This window comes from Roseicyclus persicicus, assembly GCF_012395815.1.
Taxonomy (GTDB): Bacteria; Pseudomonadota; Alphaproteobacteria; order Rhodobacterales; family Rhodobacteraceae; genus Roseicyclus; species Roseicyclus persicicus.
Window position 1 is genome coordinate 440,672 of record NZ_JAAZQQ010000001.1, and the last position, 21,498, is coordinate 462,169.

Here is a 21,498-nt window from a genome sequence, read left to right on the forward strand (position 1 = left end):
GCAACACAAGCCTCAGAGCGCGCGGATCTTCTGGGTGGCGATCCAGGCGGCGGGCAGGGCGAGCACGGCGCCGATCCCGGCCGAGACGACGATGGGCTGCCAGCCGTCCATCCCGGCGGCGAGGACGGCGGTCACGCCGATCCCGGCAAGCGCAGTGGCGGCGAGGGTGAAGATCAGGAAGAAGAGACGCATCAGGGACTCCGACAGCAAGGCGCGTTCGTTGTCGCTGTTAAGCGAAGCGCGGCGCCGCGACCTTGATCCGGGTCAAACCGGGGCGGGCCGCTGTTGCCGCTTTGCCAGAGTTGCCGCGCGATGCGCCGGGCGGCCCCATATCTGGTTGTCAGCACCGGGCGCAGCCCGTAGATGTCGGGGCACAGGTGCGTACAGACGCGGTCGCATGCCTGACGGGCGAGGTTGGCCTGAACCGACCTCGCCTTTTCCGCATCCGCCGCGCGGACCCCGGACAAGATGAAGGCGCCAGGTGCTTAGACGCGGTCTTCGCATTGCCTGACGCCTTCTCTCGAACCAGCCGCCCCGAGGGGCGCCTCGCTCTGAGGATCGACCGGACCGAAGCCCACCCGATCCCGGTGCCCCGCGGTCCTGAAACCGTGGTCCACCTTCCCCCGATCGCCGCCCCTGAAGACGACCCCGAGGGCCACCGGATCCCCCCGCCCGAAGGCGGGCCGATCCAGCGCACGCCAGTCCCTGAAACGTTCCGGTAACGGCCCAAGTCCCTGATCCTGAAACCAGTTTCCCGGGTCCGCCCCAGTCCGCCGCGGTCCTCGAACGACATCCTTGCGGCACCTGTCCGCCAGTCTGTCCGCCTCGGCCGCCGGGCCTGTCGCGCCCCGCCGGGGTTGCCCCTTGCGGTAGGGGAACTGTCACAAACGCCCCCCGAGTCGGGCAAGCGTGAAGCACTGCAGCATGGAAATTTCCTGTGGAGGAAACCGGGGATTTCGCCTGAGCGGACGGTGAGCGGCGGCGATTCCGGGCCGGGTTTCAGCGGCTTGCCCGAACCGCCCCGGAGGTCCGCCGGCGGGCCCGTCTTTCTGCGGCTGCGAAGGGCGGGGCGCGGGGTCACAGGCCGTACACCGCGCGTACACACCCCGTACACCGGCCGACGCTTGATTCCGGTCAAGGCGCCCGGGCGCCGCCCGTGCGAGGATGAATGCCTTGGCGGGCCCCGGGGCGGAGGGGCCGAAAGGGGGGACCATGATCTCGCTCGACGACATGGAAGACATGTGCAGCCTGTCCCGCGCGGAGATCGCGCAGGTGGCCGACCACGACCACATCACGACCGAGGCCGCGGTGGCCGAGATCGAACGGCTGATGCACGAACACGGCGGGCCGCACCGGCTGGAGGAGATGCTCTGCGCCGACATTCGCGCGGCGCTCCACGCCGACGACGTGCCCGAGGCGCGGCGGCTCTTCGCGCTGCTCAGGGGGTTCCTGGCGGAGCACCCCGAGGCGGTGCGCGGGTCGCGCTGAGGGCTCGTCTCCGCCGCGAGGTCGTGGAGACCGGCGCGGGGGAGGCGGCCACCGGCACCCGCGGATGTGGCCGCGGCGGATGCCCCTTGGGGCGTTCACCTGCCCTTAACCTTGGTGCGGCGAGGGTCGGGGCATGTCCGTCTACCGCCGCCCCGCCGTCACCGGCGCCCGTGTCTTCTTTACCGTGACCCTTGCCGCGCGGGGCGGCGACCTGCTGGTGCGGGAGGTGGAGCTGTTGCGCGAGGCGGTGCGGGTGACGAAGGCAGAGCGGCCCTTCGGGATCGAGGCGTGGGTGGTGCTGCCGGATCACCTCCACGCGGTGTGGCAGATGCCGGCGGGGGACCGGGCCTACGGGGTGCGCTGGGGCGCGATCAAGGCGCGGTTCACGCGCGCGGTGCGGGAAAAGGGATGTAGGGTGGGTTTCCACCCCACCGATGGTGCGCCGGTTGGGCCGGGGATGGTGGGGTGGAACCCCACCCTACGGTCGGCCTCGAAGGTGCGGAAAGGGGACGCGGGGCTGTGGCAGCGCCGGTTCTGGGAGCATCACATCCGCGACGAGGCGGATTATTGGGCGCATGTCCGGTATTGCTGGGTGAACCCGGTGAAGCACGGGTTCGTCGCGCGGCCGGAGGACTGGCCGTGGTCGTCGGTGCACCAGGATGGGCGGTATGTGCCGGGGATTTGGTTGGGGATGTAGGGTGGGGTTCGACCCCACGCGGTGGAACGGTGGCGGCGGGGTGGTGGGGTGGAACCCCACCCTACACCGGGTGATGGACGGTGTTAGCCATCCATCTTGAGGGCGTTGATGAAGGCGCTTTGCGGGATCTCCACCTTCCCGAACTGGCGCATCTTCTTCTTGCCGGCCTTCTGCTTGTCGAGCAGCTTCCGCTTCCGCGTCGCGTCGCCGCCGTAGCACTTTGCCGTCACGTCCTTGCGCAGCGCCGCGATGGTCTCGCGGGCGATCACGCGGCCGCCGATGGCCGCCTGGATCGGGATCTTGAACATGTGGCGCGGGATCAGTTCCTTGAGCTTCTCGCACATCATCCGGCCCCGCATCTCGGCGCGGTCGCGGTGGACCATGATCGAGAGCGCGTCCACCGGCTCGTCGTTCACCAGGATCTGCATCTTCACAAGGTAGTCCTCGCGGTAGCCGATCATCTGGTAGTCGAAGGAGGCGTAGCCCTTGGTCACCGATTTCAGCCGGTCGTAGAAGTCGAACACCACCTCGTTCAGCGGCAGGTCGTAGACCACCATCGCCCGCTGGCCGGCATAGGTCAGGTCGAGCTGTTCGCCGCGGCGGTCCTGGCAGAGTTTCAGCACGTCGCCGAGGTATTCGTCGGGCACGAGGATCGTCGCCTTGATGCGCGGCTCCTCGATGTGGTCGACATGGGTCAGGTCGGGCATGTCGGCGGGGTTGTGCAGCTCGATCATCGTGCCGTCGCGCATGTGGACGTGGTAGATCACGCTGGGCGCGGTGGTGATGAGGTCGATGTCGTACTCGCGCTCCAGCCGGTCGCGGATCACCTCGAGGTGCAGCAGCCCGAGGAAGCCGCAGCGGAAGCCGAAGCCGAGCGCGGCCGAGGTCTCCATCTCGAAGGTGAAGGAGGCGTCGTTCAGCGCCAGTTTCTCGATCGCGTCGCGCAGTGCCTCGAACTCGGCGGTGTCGACGGGGAACAGGCCGCAGAACACCACGGGGATCGACGGCTTGAAGCCCGGCAGCGCCTGGGCGCAGGGTTTCTTTTCGTGGGTGATGGTGTCGCCGACGCGGGTGTCGCGGACCTGCTTGATCTGCGCCGTGAGGAAGCCGATCTCACCGGGGCCGAGTTCCGCGATGTCGGCCATGGCGGGCTTGAACACGCCCAGCCGGTCGACGGGATAGGTGCCCCCCGTCTTCATCATGCGGATGCGGTCGCCCTTGCGGATCACGCCGTCGATGACGCGGATCAGGACCACGACGCCGAGGTAGGGGTCGTAGTAGCTGTCGACCAGCATCGCCTTGAGCGGCGCGTCGCGCTCGCCCTTGGGGGCGGGCAGGCGGTGGACGATGGCCTCGAGCACGTCGGGGATGCCGAGGCCCGTCTTGGCGCTGATCGGGATGGCGTTCTGGGCGTCGATGCCGATGACGTCCTCGATCTGTTCCTTGACGCGGTCGGGCTCGGCGGCGGGCAGGTCGATCTTGTTGAGGACCGGCACGATCTCGTGGTCGGCGTCGATGGCCTGGTAGACGTTGGCCAGCGTCTGCGCCTCGACCCCCTGGGAGGCGTCGACCACCAGAAGCGAGCCCTCGACGGCCTGCATCGAGCGGCTGACCTCGTAGGCGAAGTCGACGTGGCCGGGGGTGTCGATGAGGTTCAGGACATAGGTGTTGCCGTCCTGCGCGGGGTATTCGATGCGGACGGTGTTCGCCTTGATGGTGATCCCGCGCTCGCGCTCGATGTCCATGCTGTCGAGGATCTGCTCCTGCATGTCGCGTTCGGCCACGGTGCCGGTCAGCTGGATCAGCCGGTCGGCGAGGGTGGATTTCCCGTGGTCGATATGGGCGACGATGGAGAAGTTGCGGATGCGGTTGAGGTCGGTCATGGCGGCCTGCTGGGTCCTGGGTCAGCAGGGGAGATAGCGGAACCGGCGGGGGGAGGAAAGGTCGGGCGGCGCGGCCTCAGAAATTCCCGCGGAACACGGTGCGCGTCTCGCGCTGGTCGTCGAGGGCGGACAGGAGCGACAGGCCGTCGGCGGTGACCTCGCCGTCGGTCGTGATCCAGTTGCGGCGCCGGGCGACGGCCTCGGGCGACTGGGATTCGCCGCGGCCGACATGGGCGGCGAAGGCGAGGATGCGGGTGAGGAGATCCTGGGCGGGCACGGGCACGTCCCCCTTGGGTTGATTGTCTTCCGATGGGGGACGTAGCGCGCCATGGCCTGCGTCAAGCCGCCACAGGGGTCACATCCGCATGAGGGGGCTGGGGCGGGACGGGTGGTGGCGGGCCCCGCCTGCCACCGGAATTGATCGGCGGGGCGTTTTCGGGCATCCTGAGGGGAAGGCGGGCAGAGACTCGCCCCCCCGAGCAGTTCCGTGAGACCGAGGCCCTGACGATGACCCGTCCCATCCTTCCCCTAGCGCTGGTGCTGGCCGTGCTGGCCGGCGCCGTGGCGCCGCTCCCGGCGGCCGCCAACCCGATCCAGCGCGCCTGCCTGCAATCGGACCGCGAGGCGGCCACGCCGTCGCTGTGTGCCTGCATCGGGTCGGCCGCCGAGCGCACGCTGACCCGCAGCCAGATGCGCGAGGGCGCGCGGTTCTTTCAGGACCCGCAGCGCGCGCAGGATGTGCGCCAGTCGGACCGGCGCAACCACGAGGAATTGTGGCAAGCCTGGCGCAATTTCGGCGAGACCGCCGAGGCGATGTGCAGCTAGAGCCGTGAGGCCCAGGCCCGCGCAGCGCGCCGGATGAGGTCCAGCGCGCCGTCGAAATCGCGCGTGAAGTAGGGGTCGGGCACGTCGCCGCCGCCGAGCGGTTCGAGGTAGCGCGCCAGCCGCGCCCCGGTGCCGGGGTCGAGGGCGGCGAGGTCGCGCAGGTTGTCGCTGTCCATCGCGAGAATCAGGTCGAAGCGGGCGAAATCGGCGCGGGTGACCTGCCGCGCCCGCAGCCCCGACAGGTCGAGCCCCGCGGCGCGCGCGGCCGCCTGCATCGGGCCGTAGGGCGGCTGGCCGACATGCCAGTCGCCGGTGCCCGCGCTGTCCACGATCGCGCGGTCGCCCAGTTCCGCCCGCAGCGCCGCCTCGGCGGTGGGCGAACGGCAGATGTTGCCGAGACAGACGCAAAGGATACGGTGGGGGCGCGGTGTCGTCATGGCACCGGGTGTCGCAGGCGTCGGGGGAGGTGTCCATGCGGCGTGTGATCGGAGGACTGCTTGCGGCCGCGGCGGCCGCGGGCGGCGCGGCGGCGCAGGAATCGCTGCGGATCGCGGTGCCCGAGGGCTTCGGGCTGGCCTACCGGGTGGAGGCCGAGGCCGGCGCGGTGCGCGAGTTCGTGCCGGCGGGCCAGACGGTGGACGACTGGCGGGAGATGCTGACGGTGCAGCGTTTCGCGGCGGCGGCGGGCGGCGACCCGGGCGCCTTCGTGGAGGGGGTGCTGGCCGAGTTGCAGGCGGTCTGCGCGACGCCGCTGGCGACGCCGGTGGAGCCGGGGCAGGCCCCGCCCTACGCCGACGCGCTGGCGGTGCTGGGCTGCGAGGTCAGCCCGCGCACGGGCGGGACCGAGATCTTTGCGATCCGCGCCATCGCCGGGCGCGAGGCGATGCACGTGGTGCAGTTCGCCTGGACGCGCCGCCCGACCGAGGCCGAGCTGGGCGCGGCGCTGGCGCTGGTGTCGGGCGCGGTGCTGTGCGACCCGGCCCGCACCGATGCGCCCTGCCCGGGCTGGGGCCTGCTGCCGTGACGCGGATCGTCATCCTGACCGGCGCCGGCGTTTCGGCCGAGAGCGGGCTGGGGACGTTCCGCGACAAGGGCGGGCTGTGGACGCGCTACGACCTGTCCGAGGTGGCGACGCCCGGGGGCTTCGCGCGCAACCCGGCCCTGGTGCACGAGTTCTACAACGCGCGGCGGGCCAACGCGCTGGACGCCGCGCCGAACGCGGCGCACCGGGCGCTGGCGCGGCTGCAGGGGGCGCGGGCGGGGGTGACGCTGGTCACGCAGAACATCGACGACCTGCACGAGCGCGGCGGCGCGCGCGAGGTGATCCACATGCACGGGCAGATCACCCGGGCGCTGTGTGCCGCCTGCGGCGCGCGCTGGGAGGCGCCGCGGGCGATGCACCCGGCCGACGCCTGCCCGGGCTGCGCCGCGCGGGCCACCCGGCCCGACATCGTCTGGTTCGGGGAGGTTCCCTACCACATGGAGCGCATCGCGGACGCGCTGGCGGCCTGCGACCTGTTCGTGGCGATCGGCACCTCGGGCGAGGTCTACCCGGCGGCGGGCTTCGTCGAGGAGGCGGCGGGGTTCGGCGCGGAGACGCTGGAGATCAACCTGGATCCGTCGGCGCCGGGGCGCTTCGACCGGGTGATCCGGGGGCCGGCGACCGAGGCGGTGCCGGCCTGGGTGGCCGAGGTGCTGGGCGGCTGAGGCGCCGCCGGGTCGGCACGCCCGCGCGGAGATGGACCGGCGGGCGTGCCGGGCCGGGCCGGGGAAGGGAAGAACCCGGGCCCGGAGCCGCGGGCGGTCAGCCGCCGGTGCCGTGCATGGCGCCGTGGCCGTGGCCGTGATGCATCCCCATGCCGGGCTGGCCGGGCATCCGTTCGAGATCGACGGGCACGGTGATGGTCAGCGGCGGGGCGGTCTCGAATTCCAGCGTCAGCTCGAAGGTCTCGCCCTGCAGCATCGGCCGGGTCAGCCCGAGGAACATGACGTGCAGCCCGCCGCGTTCCAGCGTGACGGTCTCGCCGGCGGGCAGGGGGATGCCGCCCTCGACCTCGCGCATCTGCATGACGCCCTCGGCGGTCTGGACATGGGTGTGCAGCTCGGCGCGCTCGGCGATGTCCGAGGTCGCGCCGACCAGGCGGTCGTCGGTGCCGGTGGCGTTGGTGATCGCCATGAAGGCCGCGCCCGACTGGGCCATCGGGCTGCCGGCGCGGGCATAGGGGTCGTCGACCTGCATCTGGGCGAGGGCGAGCGTGGGAAGGAGCGCGACGGCGCCCGCGAGAACGAGGGATTTGAGGGACATCTGTCCGGTCTCCGGTCTTCTGTGTTGGGAAAGGTCAGGCGTGGGGCGTCAGGCCGCGCGGGGCGGCGCCCGGGCCTGACCGCCCGGCGCGGCGCGCGACGGGGACCAGACGGAGAGGGTCGGCAGGAGGGGGGTGGCGTCCGCCACGGCCGGGGCCGCGGGCACGGGCGCGCGGGGCGGCAGGTCGAAGGCGACGACGAGGCAGTCGAGGCAGGCGGACCGGTCGAGCGTGACCGGCGCGCCCTCCGCATCGAAGAGCGGCAGCCCGTCATGGGCGAGCACCACCGGCGCGGGCCCGGTGACCGAGCAGAGCTGCCCGTCGGCGGCCATCGCGCCGCGGGCCATGCCGATGCCCGCGCCGGTGGCGACCAGCGCCACGGCAAGGAGGGACATCAGGAGGGCGCGCAACTGCGTCATGGGTGTTATCTGGCGGCTCGGGCCGTATCGGGGAACGCGACATAACGACAGGTGGGCGGGCACCGCACCCATTTGCGCGGCCCGCGGCGGCGATCGGCGTGCCCGGGCCTGTTCAAGGCCGGGACCCCGTGCTGTAACGGCGGCACACGATGCAGGAGAGACGCAGGCCATGGCCGAGACCGTGCTGGCGATGACGACGCTGAACCCCGATGGCGCCGCGGCGCTTGACACCTACCTGCGGGTCGTCGGGCCGCTGATGGAGCGGGCGGGCGCGACGCTTGTGCAACGCTACGCGGTGGCGGCGCCGCTGTCGGGCGGCGGGTTTCCGCAGTTCGTGTCGATCATGGAATACCCCGATGCCGACGCCGTCGCACGGGTGTTCGACCACCCCGACTACCTTGCCCTGAAGCCGGTCATCGCCACGGCCTTCAGCCGCTACGACGTCTGCGTCCTGTCCTGACGGTCCGGAGGCGCCCGGGGCCGGGACGCGAACGGAAAACGCCCCGGCAGGGCGATCCTGCGGGGCGTCACGATCCCGTCGGGATGCGAAGGATCAGGCCTGGGCGGCCTGCGCCTTGGCGATCTCTTTCTTGATCTTCAGGGCGCGGGCCGACAGCTCGTCGTCCTTGGCCTTGGCGAGGAAGGCGTCGAGCCCGCCGCGGTGATCGACCGAGCGCAGCGCCGCGTTGGAGATGCGCAGCTTGAAGCTGCGGTCCAGCACGTCCGAGCCGAGGGTGACCTCGGTCAGGTTCGGCAGGAAGCGCCGCTTGGTCTTGTTGTTGGCGTGGCTGACATTGTTGCCAACCATCGGGCCTTTGCCGGTCAGTTCGCAGACACGCGACATGGGTGGATCCTCGAAGCTCAGAAACGCGAAGGGCGCAGGCGGCAGGCCTACGCCCGGAAATCTGGGCGGGGGATACGGGTGGACCTTGGCGGTGTCAAGCCGGGAATCGGGGGCGCTTGTTCCGCGGGCCCGCGCGGGGCAGGATGGCCGCGCCGGCCCGGGACAAGAGGCCGGGCAGGGGCGCGGATGCAGGAAACCGATCTCTACCCGCCGGTCAAGGCGTTCCTCGAGGCCGCGGGCTACGCGGTCAAGGCCGAGATCGGGCCGGCCGACGTGGTGGCGGTGAAGGACGGCGAAGAGCCGCTGATCGTGGAGTTGAAGACCGGGTTTTCCCTTGCCCTGTTCCACCAGGGCGTGGCGCGGCTGTCGGTCAGCGACCTCGTCTACCTCGCCGTGCCGGCGGGGCGGGGGCGGCGGTTCCAGCGCGCGCTGGCCGAGAACACGCGGCTGGCCCGGCGGCTGGGGCTGGGCCTGATGACGGTGCGGCCCGAGACGGGGCTGGTCGAGGTCCATTGCGACCCCGGGCCCTACGCGCCGCGCAAGTCCGCGCCGCGCCGCCGGGCGTTGCTGGCCGAATTCGCGCGCCGGCGGGGCGACCCGAATCTGGGCGGCGCGCAGGGGGCCCGGGTGACGGCCTACCGGCAGGACGCGCTGGCCTGCGCCGCGCACCTGGCCGCCCACGGGCCGACCAAGGGCGCCGCGGTGCGGGACGCGACGGGCGTGGCGCGGGCCACGACGATCCTGCGCGACAACCATTACGGCTGGTTCGAGAAGGTCTCGACCGGCATCTACACCCTGACCGAGGCGGGGGAGGCGGCATGCAGACCGAGTTCGTGATCGAGACGGCGGGGCCGGGGCTGGTGGAGTTCACCGGGCAGGTGGCGCGCTGGCTGGCGGGTCGGGGCGACGGCCTCCTGACGCTGATGGTGCGGCATACCTCGGCCAGCCTGCTGATCCAGGAGAACGCCGATCCCGAGGTGCAGGACGACCTGGTGGAGTGGCTCGACCGGACGGTGCCCGGCGCCGACCACCCGGCGATGGCCTGGCTGCGCCACACCGCCGAGGGGCCCGACGACATGCCGGCCCACATCAAGGCGGCGCTGTTGCCCGTCAGCCTGCAGATCCCGGTGCAGGACGGGCGGATGCGGCTGGGCACCTGGCAGGGGGTCTATCTGGTGGAACACCGCGCCCGGCCGCAGCGCCGGCGCGTCGCCGCCCAGTTCCTGGCCGAGCGCTGAGGCCCCCCGGTGCCACATGCTGTGGGTCCGAAAAGCCATCTACCCAACACTTGCGCGCTCGCCTATAGTGCCTGTGGATAACCGGGGCGGCAGACCCCATGGATGAGGCAGGGGCAGGCTGCAACGGGCCGCCCGAGGGACGAAGAGGGGGACGCGATGCGCTGCCCGTTTTGCGGAAATGTCGATACCCAGGTGAAGGATTCCCGCCCGGCGGAGGATCACGTCGCGATCCGGCGGCGGCGGTTCTGCCCGGCCTGCGGCGGGCGCTTCACCACCTACGAGCGGGTGCAGCTGCGCGACCTCGTCGTGGTCAAGTCGAACGGCCGGCGCGAGGATTTCGACCGCGACAAGCTGGAGCGTTCGGTGCGCATCGCCCTGCAGAAGCGCCCGATCGAGCCCGAGCGCATCGACCAGATGGTGTCGGGCATCGTGCGCCGGCTGGAGAGCATGGGCGAGACCGACATCGCGTCCAAGCAGATCGGCGAGATCGTGATGGAGCGCCTCGCGGCGATCGACACCGTGGCCTACGTGCGCTTTGCCAGCGTCTACAAGAACTTCCAGGCGACCGACGATTTCGAGGATTTCCTGGCCGAGCTGGCCCCGCCTGGCTCCAAGACCGACAGCTGAGCGATGGCGACGGGCGACGACGCCCGCTGGATGCGGCTGGCGCTGGGGCTCGGGGCCCGGGGGCTGGGCCGGGTCTGGCCCAACCCCGCCGTGGGCTGCGTGATCGTCAAGGCGGGCCGCGTGCTCGGCCGTGGCTGGACGCAGCCCGGCGGCCGGCCCCATGCCGAGACGGTGGCGCTGGCGCAGGCCGGCGCGGCGGCGCGCGGCGCCACGGCCTATGTCAGCCTTGAACCCTGCAACCACCACGGCCTGACCCCGCCCTGTTCCGACGCGCTGGTGGCCGCGGGCGTGGCGCGGGTGGTGGTGGCGATGACCGACCCCGACCCGCGGGTCGCGGGCGGCGGGCTGGCGCGGCTGCGCGCGGCGGGGCTGGAGGTGGTGACGGGCGTCTGCGCCGACGAGGCGGCGGCGCTGCACCGGGGGTTCCTGACCCGCATCCTGCGGGGGCGGCCGATGCTGACGCTGAAGCTGGCCACCTCGTCGGACGGGCGCATCGCCACGGCGACGGGGCAGAGCCAGTGGATCACCGGGCCGCAGGCGCGGCGCTGGGTGCACGGGGCGCGGGCGCGCCATGACGCGGTGCTGGTCGGCGCGGGCACGGCGCGGGCCGACGACCCCAGCCTGACGGTGCGCGACCTCGGGATCCGGCAGCAGCCGGTGCGCGTGGTGCTGTCGCGGCGGCTGGACCTGCCCGCGGACAGCGCGCTGATGCGCACCGCGCGGGAGGTGCCGGTGTGGCTCTGCCATGGCCCCGAGGCGCCCGAGGCGGCGCGCGCGGCGTGGGACGCGGCCGGCGCGCGGCGGATCGAGGTGCCGGCGGGGGCGGGCGGCCAGCTCGACCTCGGCGAAGTGATGCAGGCGCTGGGCGCGGCGGGCCTGACGCGGGTGTTCTGCGAGGGCGGCGGGATGCTGGCGGCCGGGCTGCTGTCGGCCGACCTGGTGGACGAGCTGGCGGTGGTGTCGGCCGGGATGGTACTGGGCGCCGAGGGCACGCCGGCGCTGGGCGCGATGGGCATCGCGGCGCTGGCCGAGGCGCCGCGCTTCGGCTTGCGCGAGGTGCGGGCGCTGGGCGGCGACGTGCTGGCGATCTGGGGGCGGTAGGCGTCTTGCTGCCGCAGGACGGGGCGGAAAACTGCAGTTTTCCGGCCCCCGCGAACCTGCAGGTTCGCGCGTTTTCCTTGAGGAAAACGCACAGGAAACCTCGAGGTTTCCCGTGCGGAAAACCGAGGCGTTCCGCCGCCCTCAGCGCCGCCAGAGCCAGCTGTGGCCGGCGAACCAGCCCTGCAGCTTGGCCAGCACCCTGAGTGCCGGCCTGCGCCCCAGCCCCTCGCCCGTGGCGAGCCGGTCGAGCGCCACCTCGGGCGGGCAGGGCAGCCCCGTCACCGGGTCGTGGTAGCGCGGGTAGGCAATGAGCGCGGCATGGACCAGCGCCGCCAGCGAGGGCCGCGCGGTGCGGTGCGGCGGCACCGGGCCGAGGTCGCGGGTGAGACCCCAGCCCGCGTAGAAGGGCGCCCCCAGCACCGTCACCGGCACGCCGCGCAGGAGCGCCTCGAACCCCAGCGCCGAGGTCATCGTCACCACCCGGTCGACCGAGGCGAGCAGCCGCGCGGTGTCGGCCCCCGGCAGCACCGCGTCGGCCAGCGCCAGCGCGTCGTCGGGCACCGCGCCCGCGCGCAGGCCCGCGACCACGTCGGGGTGCGGCTTGTACACCAGCCACGCCTCGGGGTGCAGCGCGCGGGCGCGGCGCAGCAGGTCGGCGTTGGTGCGGGTCTGGCCCGCGCCCTTGAGGATCGAGGCGTCGTCCTCGACCTGCCCGGGCACCAGCACCACCCGGGGGCCATCGGGCAGATCCAACGCGGACCCGCCGAGATTGTACTTGGTCAGCCCCAGCGCCACGATCCGGGCAACCAGCCGTTCGGCGCGCAGCAGGCGCTTGGGGTCCATCGCCGCGGCCTCGGCGATCAGCCGGTCGAGCCGGCTTTCGCGGGTCGGGTCGTAGTAGATGCCGAGGTCGTCGACCACCAGCGACAGCGGCGGCACCAGCTCGGCCCCGAGGCCGCGCGAGCGCAGGAATCCGTCCTCGACCCGGTGCAGCGGCCGCTTGGCCAGCCTGCAGGCGGCGGCAAGCGCGGGGGTTTCGCGGCCGGCCCAGACCAGCACCGGGCGGCCGTCGGCGGCGGCCTTTGCCGGGTCGTCCTCGAAACGCATGGGGCCGAAGCTGGCGGTCAGGTGCGTGCGTTTCCACGCGCGCATCCCCACGGCGACATGGCCCGCGCGGTCCTGCCGCCAGGCGCGGGACTGTGCCTCGAGCGTGCCGATCACCTCCTCCACGCCGCAGAGCCGGTCGCGGTAGGGGTCGTACCAGCGCGGGTAGAGGATCAGGGTCGCGGCGGCCAGCTGCGCGCGGCTGAGGCGGCGCTGGCGGCGGGCGGGCACGGGCCGGCGGTCGTCGGTCAGGCCCCAGCCGGCGTAGAAGGGCACGCCGAAGGTGACGGGCCGGTGCCCGGCGAAGATCGCCTCGAACCCGAGGAGCGAGTTGACGCAGTAGACCGCGCGGGCGCCCTCGAACAGGCGGCGGGGGGCGATCGGGCGGTCCTCGAGCGTGACGCCGGGGGGCAGGGTCGCGGGGTCGAAATGGCCGGGGCGGTGGCCCGCGCGGGTTTCAGGGTGGGTCTTGATGACGATGGGCGCGCCGGGGTGGTCCTCCTGCGCGTGGGCCAGCATCTCGGCGAAGCTGTGGGTGTCGGCCTGCCCCAGCCGGATCGAGGCGTCGCCGCGGGTCTGGTCGATCAGGAGCACGTAGCCGGGCGGCGGCGGGTCCAGCGCGGGATCGACGGCAGCGTATTTCGTCAGGTGCGCGTCGGCGATGCGGGCCAGCGCCTCGCGCGCGCGGTCGAGCAGCGCGGTGTCGTCGAGCGGGTGGGTGGCCAGGAGCGTTTCGAGGTCCGAGGGGCGCGCGGCGTCGAAATACATCCCCTGCCGGTCGATCACGAGGCCGAGCGGCGGGTCGCCCTCGCGCCCGGGGCGGAGCGAGCGCAGAAAGGCGTCCTCGACCCGCACGAGGGCCGCGCCGGTCGCCCGCGCCACGGCCTCGCCGCGCGGGGCGTAGGGGGAATGGCCCCAGACCAGCACGTCGTCGTCGGGGCCGGGCTTGCCCAGCTTCAGGTCGTAGCCCGACAGCTGCAGGATGCGGCGCACCCGGGCGTTGGTCAGGAACCCCGCGGTGTAGGAATAGCCGCGCCGCCGCTGGCCCGCGCCGGCCATCGCCGGTCAGTTCCCGGAGCCGCTGACCGTCCGTGCGGCGCCGAGCGTGCCGGTGAGGGCGCCGATCGCGTTGTTCCACTGGGTGATCGGGGCGGCGGTGACATAGACCGTGTCCTGGTCGCGGATCACGAAGTCGCGCGCCTCGAACATGCCGGTGGGGGCGGTCAGGTCGAGCACGTAGATCATCCGCTGGGCGCCGATCAGGTCGTCGCGGCCGAGCACGGCGCGGGCGATGGGCTCGGGCTCGTTGCGCAGGACGAAGACGCCGGTGGGATCGGCGAGGGACGGGTTCAGGCCGCCGACCGAGGCGATGGCCTCGATGGCCGAGATCACCTGGCTCTCGAAGGGCACGATGGTCTGCGCGCCGGTGGCGCCGAGCGCGGTGAAGCTGCGGCTGTCCTCCTCGACGAGGATGCGGTCGCCGCCGCGCAGCGCGATGTCGACCGAGGGGTCGCGGAACAGGTCCTGGAACCAGATCGTGCCGCGGTGGGCGCCGCGCACCAGCGTGACCTGCGCGATCTCGGGCGAGATGCTGACGCCGCCGGCCGCGGCCAGCATCGCCGACAGCGTCCGGGTCGGCCGCTGGATCGGGTAGACGCCCTGGCCGCCCACGGCGCCGGTCACGGTGACGGTGGATCCGTCGCCCGCGGTGCGGCGCACGATGACCTGCGGGTCCGGGGTCTGTTCGTCGAGGCTGCGGGTGATGACGCCGCGCAGCGCCTCGGGGGTGTTGCCGGCGGCGCGGATGCGGCCGGCGTAGGGGATGAAGATGAAGCCCGCGCCGTCGACCTCGACCTCCTCGATCAGGGCGGCGGCGGCGCCTTCGCCGGCCAGCAGGCCGTCGGTGACGTTCTCGTAGATGGTCAGCGACACGGTATCGCCGGGGCGGATCACGTCGGTGTCGGACAGGCCCGCGCCGGTCAGCTCGGGCGGGAAGCCAAGCGCCGGCACCACGGCGGTGGCGGCGGTTACGCGCTGGTTCACCTCGACCACGAAGGCGTCGCCCTCGCGCTGGACGGAGCCCGCGAAGAGCTCGTTCCGGGTCGGGCCGGAACGGGGCAGGAGACCGCACGCCGTGACGGCGGTCACAACTGCGCAGAGCGCGGCCATGCGCGCGCCACGGGAGGCCAGCGATGTCACGGGGTGGCTCCTTCTTGCCTGAAACTGCCTCGGGTCTTTATCGTTTTTCCGCAACCTAGCGATTTTCGCCGCGCCGCGCCAGTGTTTGTCTACTTGACCAGCCGGAGGTGTTGCCGCGGTGCCGGGCGGCCGGCCTGCAGCGCCTCGTAGGGGTCCTCGGGCGACAGCATCATGTCGACGACCTGGCGCAGGAGCTGCCGGCGGCCGCGGGCGGAATAGAAGCTGCCGGTGATCTGCGAGGTTTCCAGCAGGAAATGCCGGTAGTCGCGGTAGGCGCGGCTGTCGGGGCGGCTGGGGTTCTGGAAGAAGGCGTCCATCGGCTGGTCGGACACGAATTCGGGCTTGAGGTAGACCGCCTGCCCGAAGGCCTTGAGCGGCAGGCCGCGCCAGAGCGCCTGCTGGGCGGCGGTGGAGTTCACCGTGACCGCCGAGCGGGCGTCGTTGAGGAGGCGGGCGAGCTTGCCGCCGCGGACGTAGTGGACGCGGGACGCCACGCCGTGCTCGGCGGCGATGCGGCGGATGTTCTGGCGCAAGGGCGTGCGGCCGTCCTCGAGCGGGTGGGCCTTGAACACGAGGTGGTGGTGCGACGGCGCGCCGTCCGCGAAGCCCGCGATCAGGACGCGCAGGAAGTCCTCCATCGTGGCGAAGGGGCTGTGGTCGCGGAAGCTGGCGTCGTGTTCGAGTTGCAGGAGCGCGAGGTGGTAGGGGAAGCCGCCGGTCTTGATCCGCCAGGTCGCCTGCACCCGGTCGGCCCAGAGCACCGGCATCAGCGCGAGGCGGCGGAGGTAGAGGCGAAATTCCTGCCCCACGCTGAGGGCGCGGTGCGGGCGGAAGCCGGCATAGGCGCGGTTCCTGAGGAACACGAAGTAGTGGTAGAGCGCGCCGTAGAAGACGTGCTGGCGCATGTCGCCCCAGCGCGCCGGCGCGTCGGGCAGGTCGAGGTCGAGCCCGTCGAGCGCGCGGCGCATCTGGTCGACGGTCAGGTCCATGATGCGGGAATGGCCGTTGGCGCCGCCGCGTTCGTAGGTGACCCAGTAGGGGCGCAGGTAGCCTTCCTCGAAGACATGCACGGTGATGCCGCGGGCCCGGGCGGCGGCGATCGCGTCGGCGTGGATCGGCCGCGTGTCGCCGTAGAGGACGAGGTCGGTGACGCCCTTCTCGTCCATCAGCGCGGCGGCGCGGGCGGGCCAGAGGCGCGCATCGGCGGTGAAGGGGAGGTAGCTGGCGGGGTCGGGCCAGAACGCCTCGTCGCCCTTGTTGAAGCCGACGCGCCAGGTCGTCGCGCCCGCGGCGCGGAGCATCCGGGCCAGCTGGGCGAAGAAGGGGCCGTGGGGGCCCTGCAGGAACAGGAAGACGCGGGTGGCGTGGCTGGGGGCCATGGCGGTCTTTATCCGGGAACGGCTATGGGGATGCGGTGTCCGGCGGAGGAAAGCAAGCGTTGCGGGCGTCAGCGCGGCGGAAACCTGACGGGATTGGGGCCGGCCCTGCCCCTTGAAGCGGCGGGGCGGGCGTGGTTTCGTCGCGCCGGACAACGGACGGGACAGACGGGAGAGACGCGGCGATGTTCACCGGGATCGTGACGGACCAGGGCGAGGTGCGGGCGCTGCGCCAGGCGGGCGACCTGCATGCGCGGATCGGGACGGGCTACGACACCGCCGGCATCGAGATCGGCGCCTCGATCGCCTGCGACGGGGTCTGCCTGACGGTGACGGCGCTGGGCGCGGACTGGTTCGACGTCGACATCTCGGCCGAGACGGTCTCGAAGACCAACGTCGGCGCCTGGGCCGTGGGGACGCGGCTGAACCTGGAGCGGGCGCTGAAGGTCGGCGACGAGCTGGGCGGGCACATCGTGTCGGGGCATGTGGACGGGGTGGCCGAGGTGGTTGGCGTGGCCCTGGAGGGCGAGTCGACCCGGGTGCGGTTCCGCGCGCCCGAGGCGCTGGCGCGCTTCATCGCGCCGAAGGGGTCGGTGGCGCTGAACGGCACCTCGCTGACGGTGAACGAGGTCGAGGGGGTGGAGTTCGGGGTGAACCTGATCCCGCACACCAAGGAGGTGACGAACTGGGGGTCGGTGGCTGTCGGCGACCGGGTGAACCTCGAGATCGACACGCTGGCGCGCTATGTCGCGCGGTTGCAGGAATGGGGCTGAGGCGCGCCTCGGCGGGCCCTGCCGGGCCCTTCTCGGCGCGGGTCCCCTGCGCGATGGCCCGGGCGGCGGCGCGGGGTGGCGGGTGTTGCATGAGTATTTGGGAAGCAAAGATGGGCGGGGGCCGGGGATGAGCGGGATCGGGCACAATGGCGGGCCGTCGCTGGAGCCGGGGTTCGGGTTCCGCAAGGTGGCCTGGACCAAGGCGCGCGCGGCGCTGTTGCCGACCCTGCCGCTGGAGGTCGTCCGCGTGCGGGTGGCGCGCGCCCAGCGGCTGGGGCTGCCCTACAGGACCTATGCGACGATCCGGGCGACCGCGGGGCGGGACATCGTGGGCTTCCTGTTTTCCGGCAATGCGCTGGAGCTGAGGGTGGGCGAGGCGCGGCTGGGCGCGCCGGTCGTGGACCGGGTGGCGGCGCTGGGCGGCGCGGTGGAGCGGCTGGCGGCGGTCTATGCGCCGGCGGCGCCGGGGGCGCTGGAGGCGGCGCATCCGGGGCTGTTCGAGGCGGCGCTGCGGGCGCCGGGGTTTACCGCGTCCTGGCGCGAGACGCGGGAGGGGCTGAGGGGCGCGCTGGCCGCGCGGCGGCTGCCCGCGGACGCGGTGCTGCTGGTGGCGGCGACCGCGGTGGAGCGGGGCTGGACCGCGACGGCGGGGCTGGCCGGCGTGATCGACCGCGACGTGATCTTCGCCGCGCCCGGGGCGGCCTAGCCATCGCCGGGCGGATGGACTATCTGCGGCGCGTGAGAGACGCAGGACGGGACGCGCGATGAGCCAAGCCTACGAGACGCCAGGAGCGGTTGAGCGCGACTGGTCCGACGCGATTTCCTCGATCGAGGAGATCCTGGAGGAGGCCCGCAACGGCCACATGTTCATCCTCGTCGACCACGAGGACCGCGAGAACGAGGGCGACCTGGTGATCCCCGCGCAATGGGCGACGCCGGACGTGATCAACTTCATGGCGACGCATGGGCGCGGGCTGATCTGCCTGTCGATGACCAGCGCGCGGATCGACCAGCTGGGCCTGCCGCTGATGTCGACCAACAACTCGTCGCGGCACGAGACGGCCTTTACCCTTTCGATCGAGGCCCGCGAGGGCGTGACGACGGGGATTTCCGCCGCCGACCGGGCGCGGACGATCCAGGTGGCGATCGACGCGGGCAAGGGCGCCCATGACATCGCCACGCCGGGGCACGTGTTTCCGCTGCGCGCGCGGGATGGGGGCGTGCTGGTGCGGGCCGGGCACACCGAGGCCGCCGTCGACATCAGCCGGCTGGCCGGGCTGAACCCGTCGGGCGTGATCTGCGAGATCATGAACGAGGACGGCACCATGGCGCGGCTGCCCGACCTGGTGGCCTTCGCGCAGCGGCACAATCTGAAGATCGGCACGATCAGCGACCTGATTGCCTACCGCCGGCGGCACGACAACCTGGTGAAGGTGCGGACCGAGCAGGCCATCGTCAGCGAGTTCGGCGGCGACTGGACCATGCGGATCTACACCGACGAGACGCAGGGCGCCGAGCACATCGTGCTGATCAAGGGCGACATCGCCGCGCCCGGGCCGGTGCTGGTCCGGATGCACGCGATGGACCCGCTGCTGGACGTGGTGGGCACGGGCCCGCGCGGCCGGGCGGGCGAGTTCGGCGACGCGATGCGGCTGATCGCGGCCGAGGGGCGGGGGGTTCTGGTGCTCCTGCGCGACCTGACCATGAAGCTGGCGGTGGAGGGCGACGTGAGCCCCCAGACGCTCCGGCAATACGGGCTGGGCGCGCAGATCCTGTCGTCGCTGGGGATCGGGGAGATGATCCTCCTGACCAATTCGCCGAAGCCGAAGGTGGTGGGGCTCGAGGCCTACGGGCTGTCCATCGTCGGCACGCGCAAGATCTCGGAGCTGGGCTGATGGCGGGACATTCGGACAACGACATGGGGCTGCCGGGTTTCGACAAGCCGGTCAAGGTGGCGATCGTGATCGCGCCCTACTACACCGCCATCGCCGAGGCGCAGCTGGCCGCGGCCAGGTCCGTGCTGGAGCAGGCGGGCGCGGACCACGAGGTGATCGAGGTGCCGGGGTCGCTGGAGATTCCCACCGCCATCGGCATCGCGCACCGGCTGTCGAACTTCGACGGCTACGTGGCGCTGGGCTGCGTGATCCGGGGGGCGACCAGCCATTACGACGTGGTGGTGAACGAGAGTTCCCGGGCGCTGACGCTGCTGGGGATGCAGGGGGTCTGCATCGGCAACGGGATCATCACGGTCGAGAACCGGGCGCAGGCCGAGGAACGGGCGGATGCGAGCCGCCTGAACACCGCGGGCGGGGCGGCGGCGGCGGCGCTGCACCTCATCGCGTTGACGCGGCGGTTCGGGAAGCCTAAAGGCGGCGTCGGTTTCAGGACCCGCCCGGACGTGATCGAGGTGGCGGGCGACAGCGAAGGCACCACCACGGCATGACGACAGACGAGGCCCCCGAGCCGCGCGCCCTCAAGGCGCCGAGCCGCGAGGAAAAGCGCCGGATGCGCTCCGCCGCGCGGCTTTATGCCGTGCAGGCGCTGTTCCAGATGGAAGTCTCGGGGCAGACCGCCCGCGAGGTGCAGCGCGAGTTCGAGACGCACCGTTTCGGGGCGGTCTACGACGGCGACGAGATGGCCGAGGGCGACCCCGACCTGTTTGCCAAGACGCTGGCCGACGCGGTGAACTGGCAGGCGAAGATCGACCAGATGACCGACCGGGCGCTGGTCGCGGCCTGGCCGATCAACCGCATCGACCCGACCCTGCGCGCCCTGTTCCGCGCCGCGGGCGCCGAGCTGGTCGAGGGCGACGCGCCGCCCAAGGTGGTGATCACCGAATACGTGGACGTGGCGCGGGCCTTCTTTCCCGAGGGGAAGGAGCCCAAGTTCGTCAACGCCGTGCTCGACCACATGGCGCGCGAGGCCCGGCCCGAGGCGTTCTGAGCGCAGGCGGGGAAAATCGCGCCTGCGGGGCTTGCCGCCCTGCGGGGCGCCCCCCATGTCGCCTCATACGGCGCAAGGACACCGGGCCAACGGCCCGGCATCGGGGACGGAATTCATATGGACATCGTGATGATGCTGGCAGGGCTCGGGCTCCTGCTTGGCGGTGGCGAAGGGCTGGTGCGCGGGGGCGTGGCGCTGGCCACGCGGATGCGGCTGCCGATGGCGGTGGTGGGGGCGGTGGTGCTGGGCTTCGGCACCTCGATGCCCGAGATGCTGACCTCGATCTCGGCGGCGCTGGCCGGGGCGCCGGGCATCGCCATCGGGAACGTGCTGGGCTCGAACATCGCCAACATCCTGCTGATCCTGGGCCTCGCCGCGCTGATCGCGCCGGTGACGGCCGAGTCGGCGGGCACGGAGGACCGGGCCTGGCTTCTCGTGGCGACGGTCATGGGCATCGGCGTGATGCTGGTCACCGCCACCATCGGCCGCGTCGAGGGCGCGATCCTGCTGGCGGCGCTGGGCCTCTATGTCTGGCGCCAGCTCAGCCGCGACGAGGCGATGGAGGCCGTGCCCGGGGTCGAAGGCATGGGCGCGGGGATGATCGCGGCCTATGTGCTGGGCGGCCTGGCCACGCTGATCGCCGGGGCCTGGCTGCTGGTCGAGGGCGCGACGGGCATCGCGCGGGCCATCGGCATCAGCGAGACGGTGATCGGCCTGACGGTGGTCGCAGTGGGCACCTCGCTGCCGGAACTCGCCACCTCGATCGTCGCCGCGCGGCGGGGCGAGGCGGGGCTGGCGCTGGGCAACATCCTGGGCTCGAACGTGTTCAACATCCTCGCCATCCTCGGCCTGACGGCGGTGATCGTGCCGATCCCGGTGCCGGCGGACCTGTCGACGGTCGACCTGGTGCTGGTGGCGGGCTCGGCGCTGCTGCTGCTGGCCTTCCTTGCGCTGGGGCGGATCGGGCGGGGCGGCGGCGCGCTGTTCGTGGCGGTCTACGCGGGCTATGTCGCGTGGCTGGCCGTGGGGGGCGCCTGATTTTTGGGCAATCCCCCGCCGCCGCCCGCGCCAGACCGCCGCGCCCCCTTGCGCCGTGGCGCGGGGGGCATACTCTCCAACCAACCGCATGAGGGAGACCGGCCGATGCCCGACCACATCAAGTTCATCCTGCGTCACGCCGCCTATGGCGTCGTCATCGCGCTGGCCTTCGTGGCGATGCTGCTGGCCTTCGACGTGGGCGGGCTGTGGCACCTCGTGACCCACACCGCCGAGGGGCCGATCGCGCTCCTGATGCTGGTGGTGTTCTGCTCCATCACCTTCGGGTCGGCGCAGATCGGCTACAAGATCATGACGCTGGGCGAGGACGACGACGACCGCGGCGGCAAGCGCGACGCGGTGCCGACGCTGGACGCGATCCCGGTGCCGGTGCGCGTGGACGACCGCCGTCGCTGAGCCGCGCGACAGGCCCGGATGCAGAAACGCCGCCCCCGGAAGGGCGGCGTTTTCATGTGACGGGGACCACAGCAACCGTGGAGGCGTGAATTCCCGAGGACCTGTTTGTACAGGTGGGCGCCAGGTAACCGGACCAGGATCCGGCCAGAGCCAGCCCCCTCGGAAATGCTTAAGGCCACCGGAATTTTGCCACAGGCACGAGAAGAGCAGATCCGTCACCGCCCGA

At 72.2% G+C, this 21,498-nt stretch carries 27 protein-coding genes; 17 read left to right on the forward strand and 10 right to left on the reverse strand.

The window, feature by feature from the left end; all coding sequences use genetic code 11:
- Positions 1-12: 12 nt before the first annotated feature.
- Positions 13-192: a CTP synthetase gene (locus HCU73_RS02295; protein ID WP_239025419.1), complete on the reverse strand. Its 180-nt coding sequence runs from the start codon at positions 190-192 to the stop codon at positions 13-15.
- A gap of 1,020 nt (positions 193-1,212) precedes the next feature.
- Between HCU73_RS02295 and HCU73_RS02300 the strand changes: the two genes are divergently transcribed.
- Positions 1,213-1,488, forward strand: a complete 276-nt coding sequence (locus tag HCU73_RS02300; protein ID WP_168621776.1) for a hypothetical protein — start codon at positions 1,213-1,215, stop codon at positions 1,486-1,488.
- Between the two features lie 133 nt (positions 1,489-1,621).
- A complete protein-coding gene (locus HCU73_RS02305) occupies positions 1,622-2,185 on the forward strand; it encodes an REP-associated tyrosine transposase (RefSeq protein ID WP_168621777.1) in 564 nt (187 codons plus the stop codon).
- 83 nt (positions 2,186-2,268) lie between these two features.
- On the opposite strand, the gene lepA is transcribed toward HCU73_RS02305, so the two are convergent.
- Positions 2,269-4,068 carry a translation elongation factor 4 gene (lepA, locus tag HCU73_RS02310; protein ID WP_168621778.1) on the reverse strand — a complete coding sequence of 600 codons (1,800 nt, stop codon included), beginning with the start codon at positions 4,066-4,068 and terminating at the stop codon, positions 2,269-2,271.
- 76 nt (positions 4,069-4,144) lie between these two features.
- On the reverse strand, positions 4,145-4,345 hold the full coding sequence (locus HCU73_RS02315; protein ID WP_168621779.1) for a hypothetical protein: 201 nt from the start codon (positions 4,343-4,345) through the stop codon (positions 4,145-4,147).
- Between the two features lie 230 nt (positions 4,346-4,575).
- Between HCU73_RS02315 and HCU73_RS02320 the strand changes: the two genes are divergently transcribed.
- Positions 4,576-4,893 (forward strand): hypothetical protein, encoded by a 318-nt coding sequence (locus tag HCU73_RS02320; RefSeq protein ID WP_168621780.1) that lies wholly within the window; start codon positions 4,576-4,578, stop codon positions 4,891-4,893.
- Here HCU73_RS02320 and HCU73_RS02325 read toward each other — a convergent pair.
- Positions 4,890-5,330 (reverse strand): low molecular weight protein-tyrosine-phosphatase, encoded by a 441-nt coding sequence (locus HCU73_RS02325; RefSeq protein ID WP_168621781.1) that lies wholly within the window; start codon positions 5,328-5,330, stop codon positions 4,890-4,892. The two genes, HCU73_RS02320 and HCU73_RS02325, sit on opposite strands and share 4 nt — an antisense overlap.
- A gap of 35 nt (positions 5,331-5,365) precedes the next feature.
- Between HCU73_RS02325 and HCU73_RS18655 the strand changes: the two genes are divergently transcribed.
- Together HCU73_RS18655 and HCU73_RS18660 are read left to right on the forward strand one after the other, a co-directional pair.
- Positions 5,366-5,917 (forward strand): hypothetical protein, encoded by a 552-nt coding sequence (locus HCU73_RS18655; RefSeq protein WP_168621782.1) that lies wholly within the window; start codon positions 5,366-5,368, stop codon positions 5,915-5,917.
- Positions 5,914-6,600 carry a Sir2 family NAD-dependent protein deacetylase gene (locus HCU73_RS18660; protein WP_168621783.1) on the forward strand — a complete coding sequence of 229 codons (687 nt, stop codon included), beginning with the start codon at positions 5,914-5,916 and terminating at the stop codon, positions 6,598-6,600. Before HCU73_RS18655 ends, HCU73_RS18660 begins: the two co-directional genes overlap by 4 nt.
- A 97-nt stretch (positions 6,601-6,697) precedes the next feature.
- Here the strand turns inward: HCU73_RS18660 and HCU73_RS02340 are convergent, their stop codons facing one another.
- Positions 6,698-7,198 (reverse strand): copper chaperone PCu(A)C, encoded by a 501-nt coding sequence (locus tag HCU73_RS02340; RefSeq protein ID WP_168621784.1) that lies wholly within the window; start codon positions 7,196-7,198, stop codon positions 6,698-6,700.
- A 48-nt stretch (positions 7,199-7,246) separates the two neighbouring features.
- A complete protein-coding gene (locus HCU73_RS02345) occupies positions 7,247-7,615 on the reverse strand; it encodes a hypothetical protein (RefSeq protein ID WP_210730454.1) in 369 nt (122 codons plus the stop codon).
- A gap of 169 nt (positions 7,616-7,784) precedes the next feature.
- Here HCU73_RS02345 and HCU73_RS02350 point away from each other — a divergent pair, with 169 nt between their 5' ends.
- The gene (locus HCU73_RS02350; RefSeq protein WP_168621786.1) at positions 7,785-8,075 is read left to right on the forward strand and encodes a DUF1330 domain-containing protein; all 291 of its coding nucleotides are present in this window, start codon (positions 7,785-7,787) and stop codon (positions 8,073-8,075) included.
- Between the two features lie 93 nt (positions 8,076-8,168).
- Here the strand turns inward: HCU73_RS02350 and rpmB are convergent, their stop codons facing one another.
- Positions 8,169-8,459, reverse strand: a complete 291-nt coding sequence (rpmB, locus tag HCU73_RS02355) for a 50S ribosomal protein L28 (protein ID WP_168621787.1) — start codon at positions 8,457-8,459, stop codon at positions 8,169-8,171.
- Positions 8,460-8,645: 186 nt separating this feature from the next.
- Between rpmB and HCU73_RS02360 the strand changes: the two genes are divergently transcribed.
- The 4 genes from HCU73_RS02360 to ribD all read left to right on the forward strand — a co-directional run bounded on the left by HCU73_RS02360 (position 8,646) and on the right by ribD (position 11,425).
- Complete coding sequence (locus tag HCU73_RS02360) at positions 8,646-9,296, forward strand: DUF2161 domain-containing phosphodiesterase (RefSeq protein ID WP_168621788.1); 651 nt, start codon at positions 8,646-8,648, stop codon at positions 9,294-9,296.
- Positions 9,278-9,697 (forward strand): secondary thiamine-phosphate synthase enzyme YjbQ, encoded by a 420-nt coding sequence (locus tag HCU73_RS02365; protein ID WP_168621789.1) that lies wholly within the window; start codon positions 9,278-9,280, stop codon positions 9,695-9,697. Before HCU73_RS02360 ends, HCU73_RS02365 begins: the two co-directional genes overlap by 19 nt.
- 156 nt (positions 9,698-9,853) lie before the next feature.
- Positions 9,854-10,324, forward strand: a complete 471-nt coding sequence (gene nrdR / locus HCU73_RS02370; protein ID WP_168621790.1) for a transcriptional regulator NrdR — start codon at positions 9,854-9,856, stop codon at positions 10,322-10,324.
- 3 nt (positions 10,325-10,327) lie between these two features.
- Entirely contained in the window at positions 10,328-11,425 is a 1,098-nt protein-coding gene (ribD, locus tag HCU73_RS02375; protein ID WP_168621791.1) for a bifunctional diaminohydroxyphosphoribosylaminopyrimidine deaminase/5-amino-6-(5-phosphoribosylamino)uracil reductase RibD, read from the forward strand.
- A 141-nt stretch (positions 11,426-11,566) separates the two neighbouring features.
- Here ribD and HCU73_RS02380 read toward each other — a convergent pair whose 3' ends face one another.
- The 3 genes from HCU73_RS02380 to HCU73_RS02390 form a co-directional block, all read right to left on the reverse strand.
- The gene (locus HCU73_RS02380) at positions 11,567-13,588 is read right to left on the reverse strand and encodes a capsular polysaccharide biosynthesis protein (protein WP_168621792.1); all 2,022 of its coding nucleotides are present in this window, start codon (positions 13,586-13,588) and stop codon (positions 11,567-11,569) included.
- A 6-nt stretch (positions 13,589-13,594) separates the two neighbouring features.
- Positions 13,595-14,728 carry a polysaccharide biosynthesis/export family protein gene (locus HCU73_RS02385; protein WP_168621793.1) on the reverse strand — a complete coding sequence of 378 codons (1,134 nt, stop codon included), beginning with the start codon at positions 14,726-14,728 and terminating at the stop codon, positions 13,595-13,597.
- An 89-nt stretch (positions 14,729-14,817) separates the two neighbouring features.
- Entirely contained in the window at positions 14,818-16,107 is a 1,290-nt protein-coding gene (locus HCU73_RS02390) for a capsule biosynthesis protein (protein ID WP_168621794.1), read from the reverse strand.
- Positions 16,108-16,289: 182 nt separating this feature from the next.
- On the opposite strand from HCU73_RS02390, the gene HCU73_RS02395 reads away from it, so the two are divergent.
- The 7 genes from HCU73_RS02395 to HCU73_RS02425 all read left to right on the forward strand — a co-directional run bounded on the left by HCU73_RS02395 (position 16,290) and on the right by HCU73_RS02425 (position 21,272).
- Entirely contained in the window at positions 16,290-16,877 is a 588-nt protein-coding gene (locus tag HCU73_RS02395; protein ID WP_168621795.1) for a riboflavin synthase, read from the forward strand.
- 127 nt (positions 16,878-17,004) lie between these two features.
- The gene (locus HCU73_RS02400; RefSeq protein ID WP_168621796.1) at positions 17,005-17,583 is read left to right on the forward strand and encodes a hypothetical protein; all 579 of its coding nucleotides are present in this window, start codon (positions 17,005-17,007) and stop codon (positions 17,581-17,583) included.
- A 58-nt stretch (positions 17,584-17,641) separates the two neighbouring features.
- Positions 17,642-18,772 carry a 3,4-dihydroxy-2-butanone-4-phosphate synthase gene (ribB, locus tag HCU73_RS02405; protein ID WP_168621797.1) on the forward strand — a complete coding sequence of 377 codons (1,131 nt, stop codon included), beginning with the start codon at positions 17,642-17,644 and terminating at the stop codon, positions 18,770-18,772.
- Entirely contained in the window at positions 18,772-19,320 is a 549-nt protein-coding gene (locus HCU73_RS02410) for a 6,7-dimethyl-8-ribityllumazine synthase (RefSeq protein WP_168621798.1), read from the forward strand. Before ribB ends, HCU73_RS02410 begins: the two co-directional genes overlap by 1 nt.
- Positions 19,317-19,820: a transcription antitermination factor NusB gene (nusB, locus tag HCU73_RS02415; RefSeq protein ID WP_168621799.1), complete on the forward strand. Its 504-nt coding sequence runs from the start codon at positions 19,317-19,319 to the stop codon at positions 19,818-19,820. Before HCU73_RS02410 ends, nusB begins: the two co-directional genes overlap by 4 nt.
- A gap of 117 nt (positions 19,821-19,937) precedes the next feature.
- Entirely contained in the window at positions 19,938-20,858 is a 921-nt protein-coding gene (locus HCU73_RS02420; RefSeq protein WP_168621800.1) for a calcium/sodium antiporter, read from the forward strand.
- Positions 20,859-20,963: 105 nt separating this feature from the next.
- Positions 20,964-21,272 (forward strand): hypothetical protein, encoded by a 309-nt coding sequence (locus tag HCU73_RS02425; RefSeq protein ID WP_168621801.1) that lies wholly within the window; start codon positions 20,964-20,966, stop codon positions 21,270-21,272.
- The last annotated feature ends 226 nt before the right edge of the window (positions 21,273-21,498 follow it).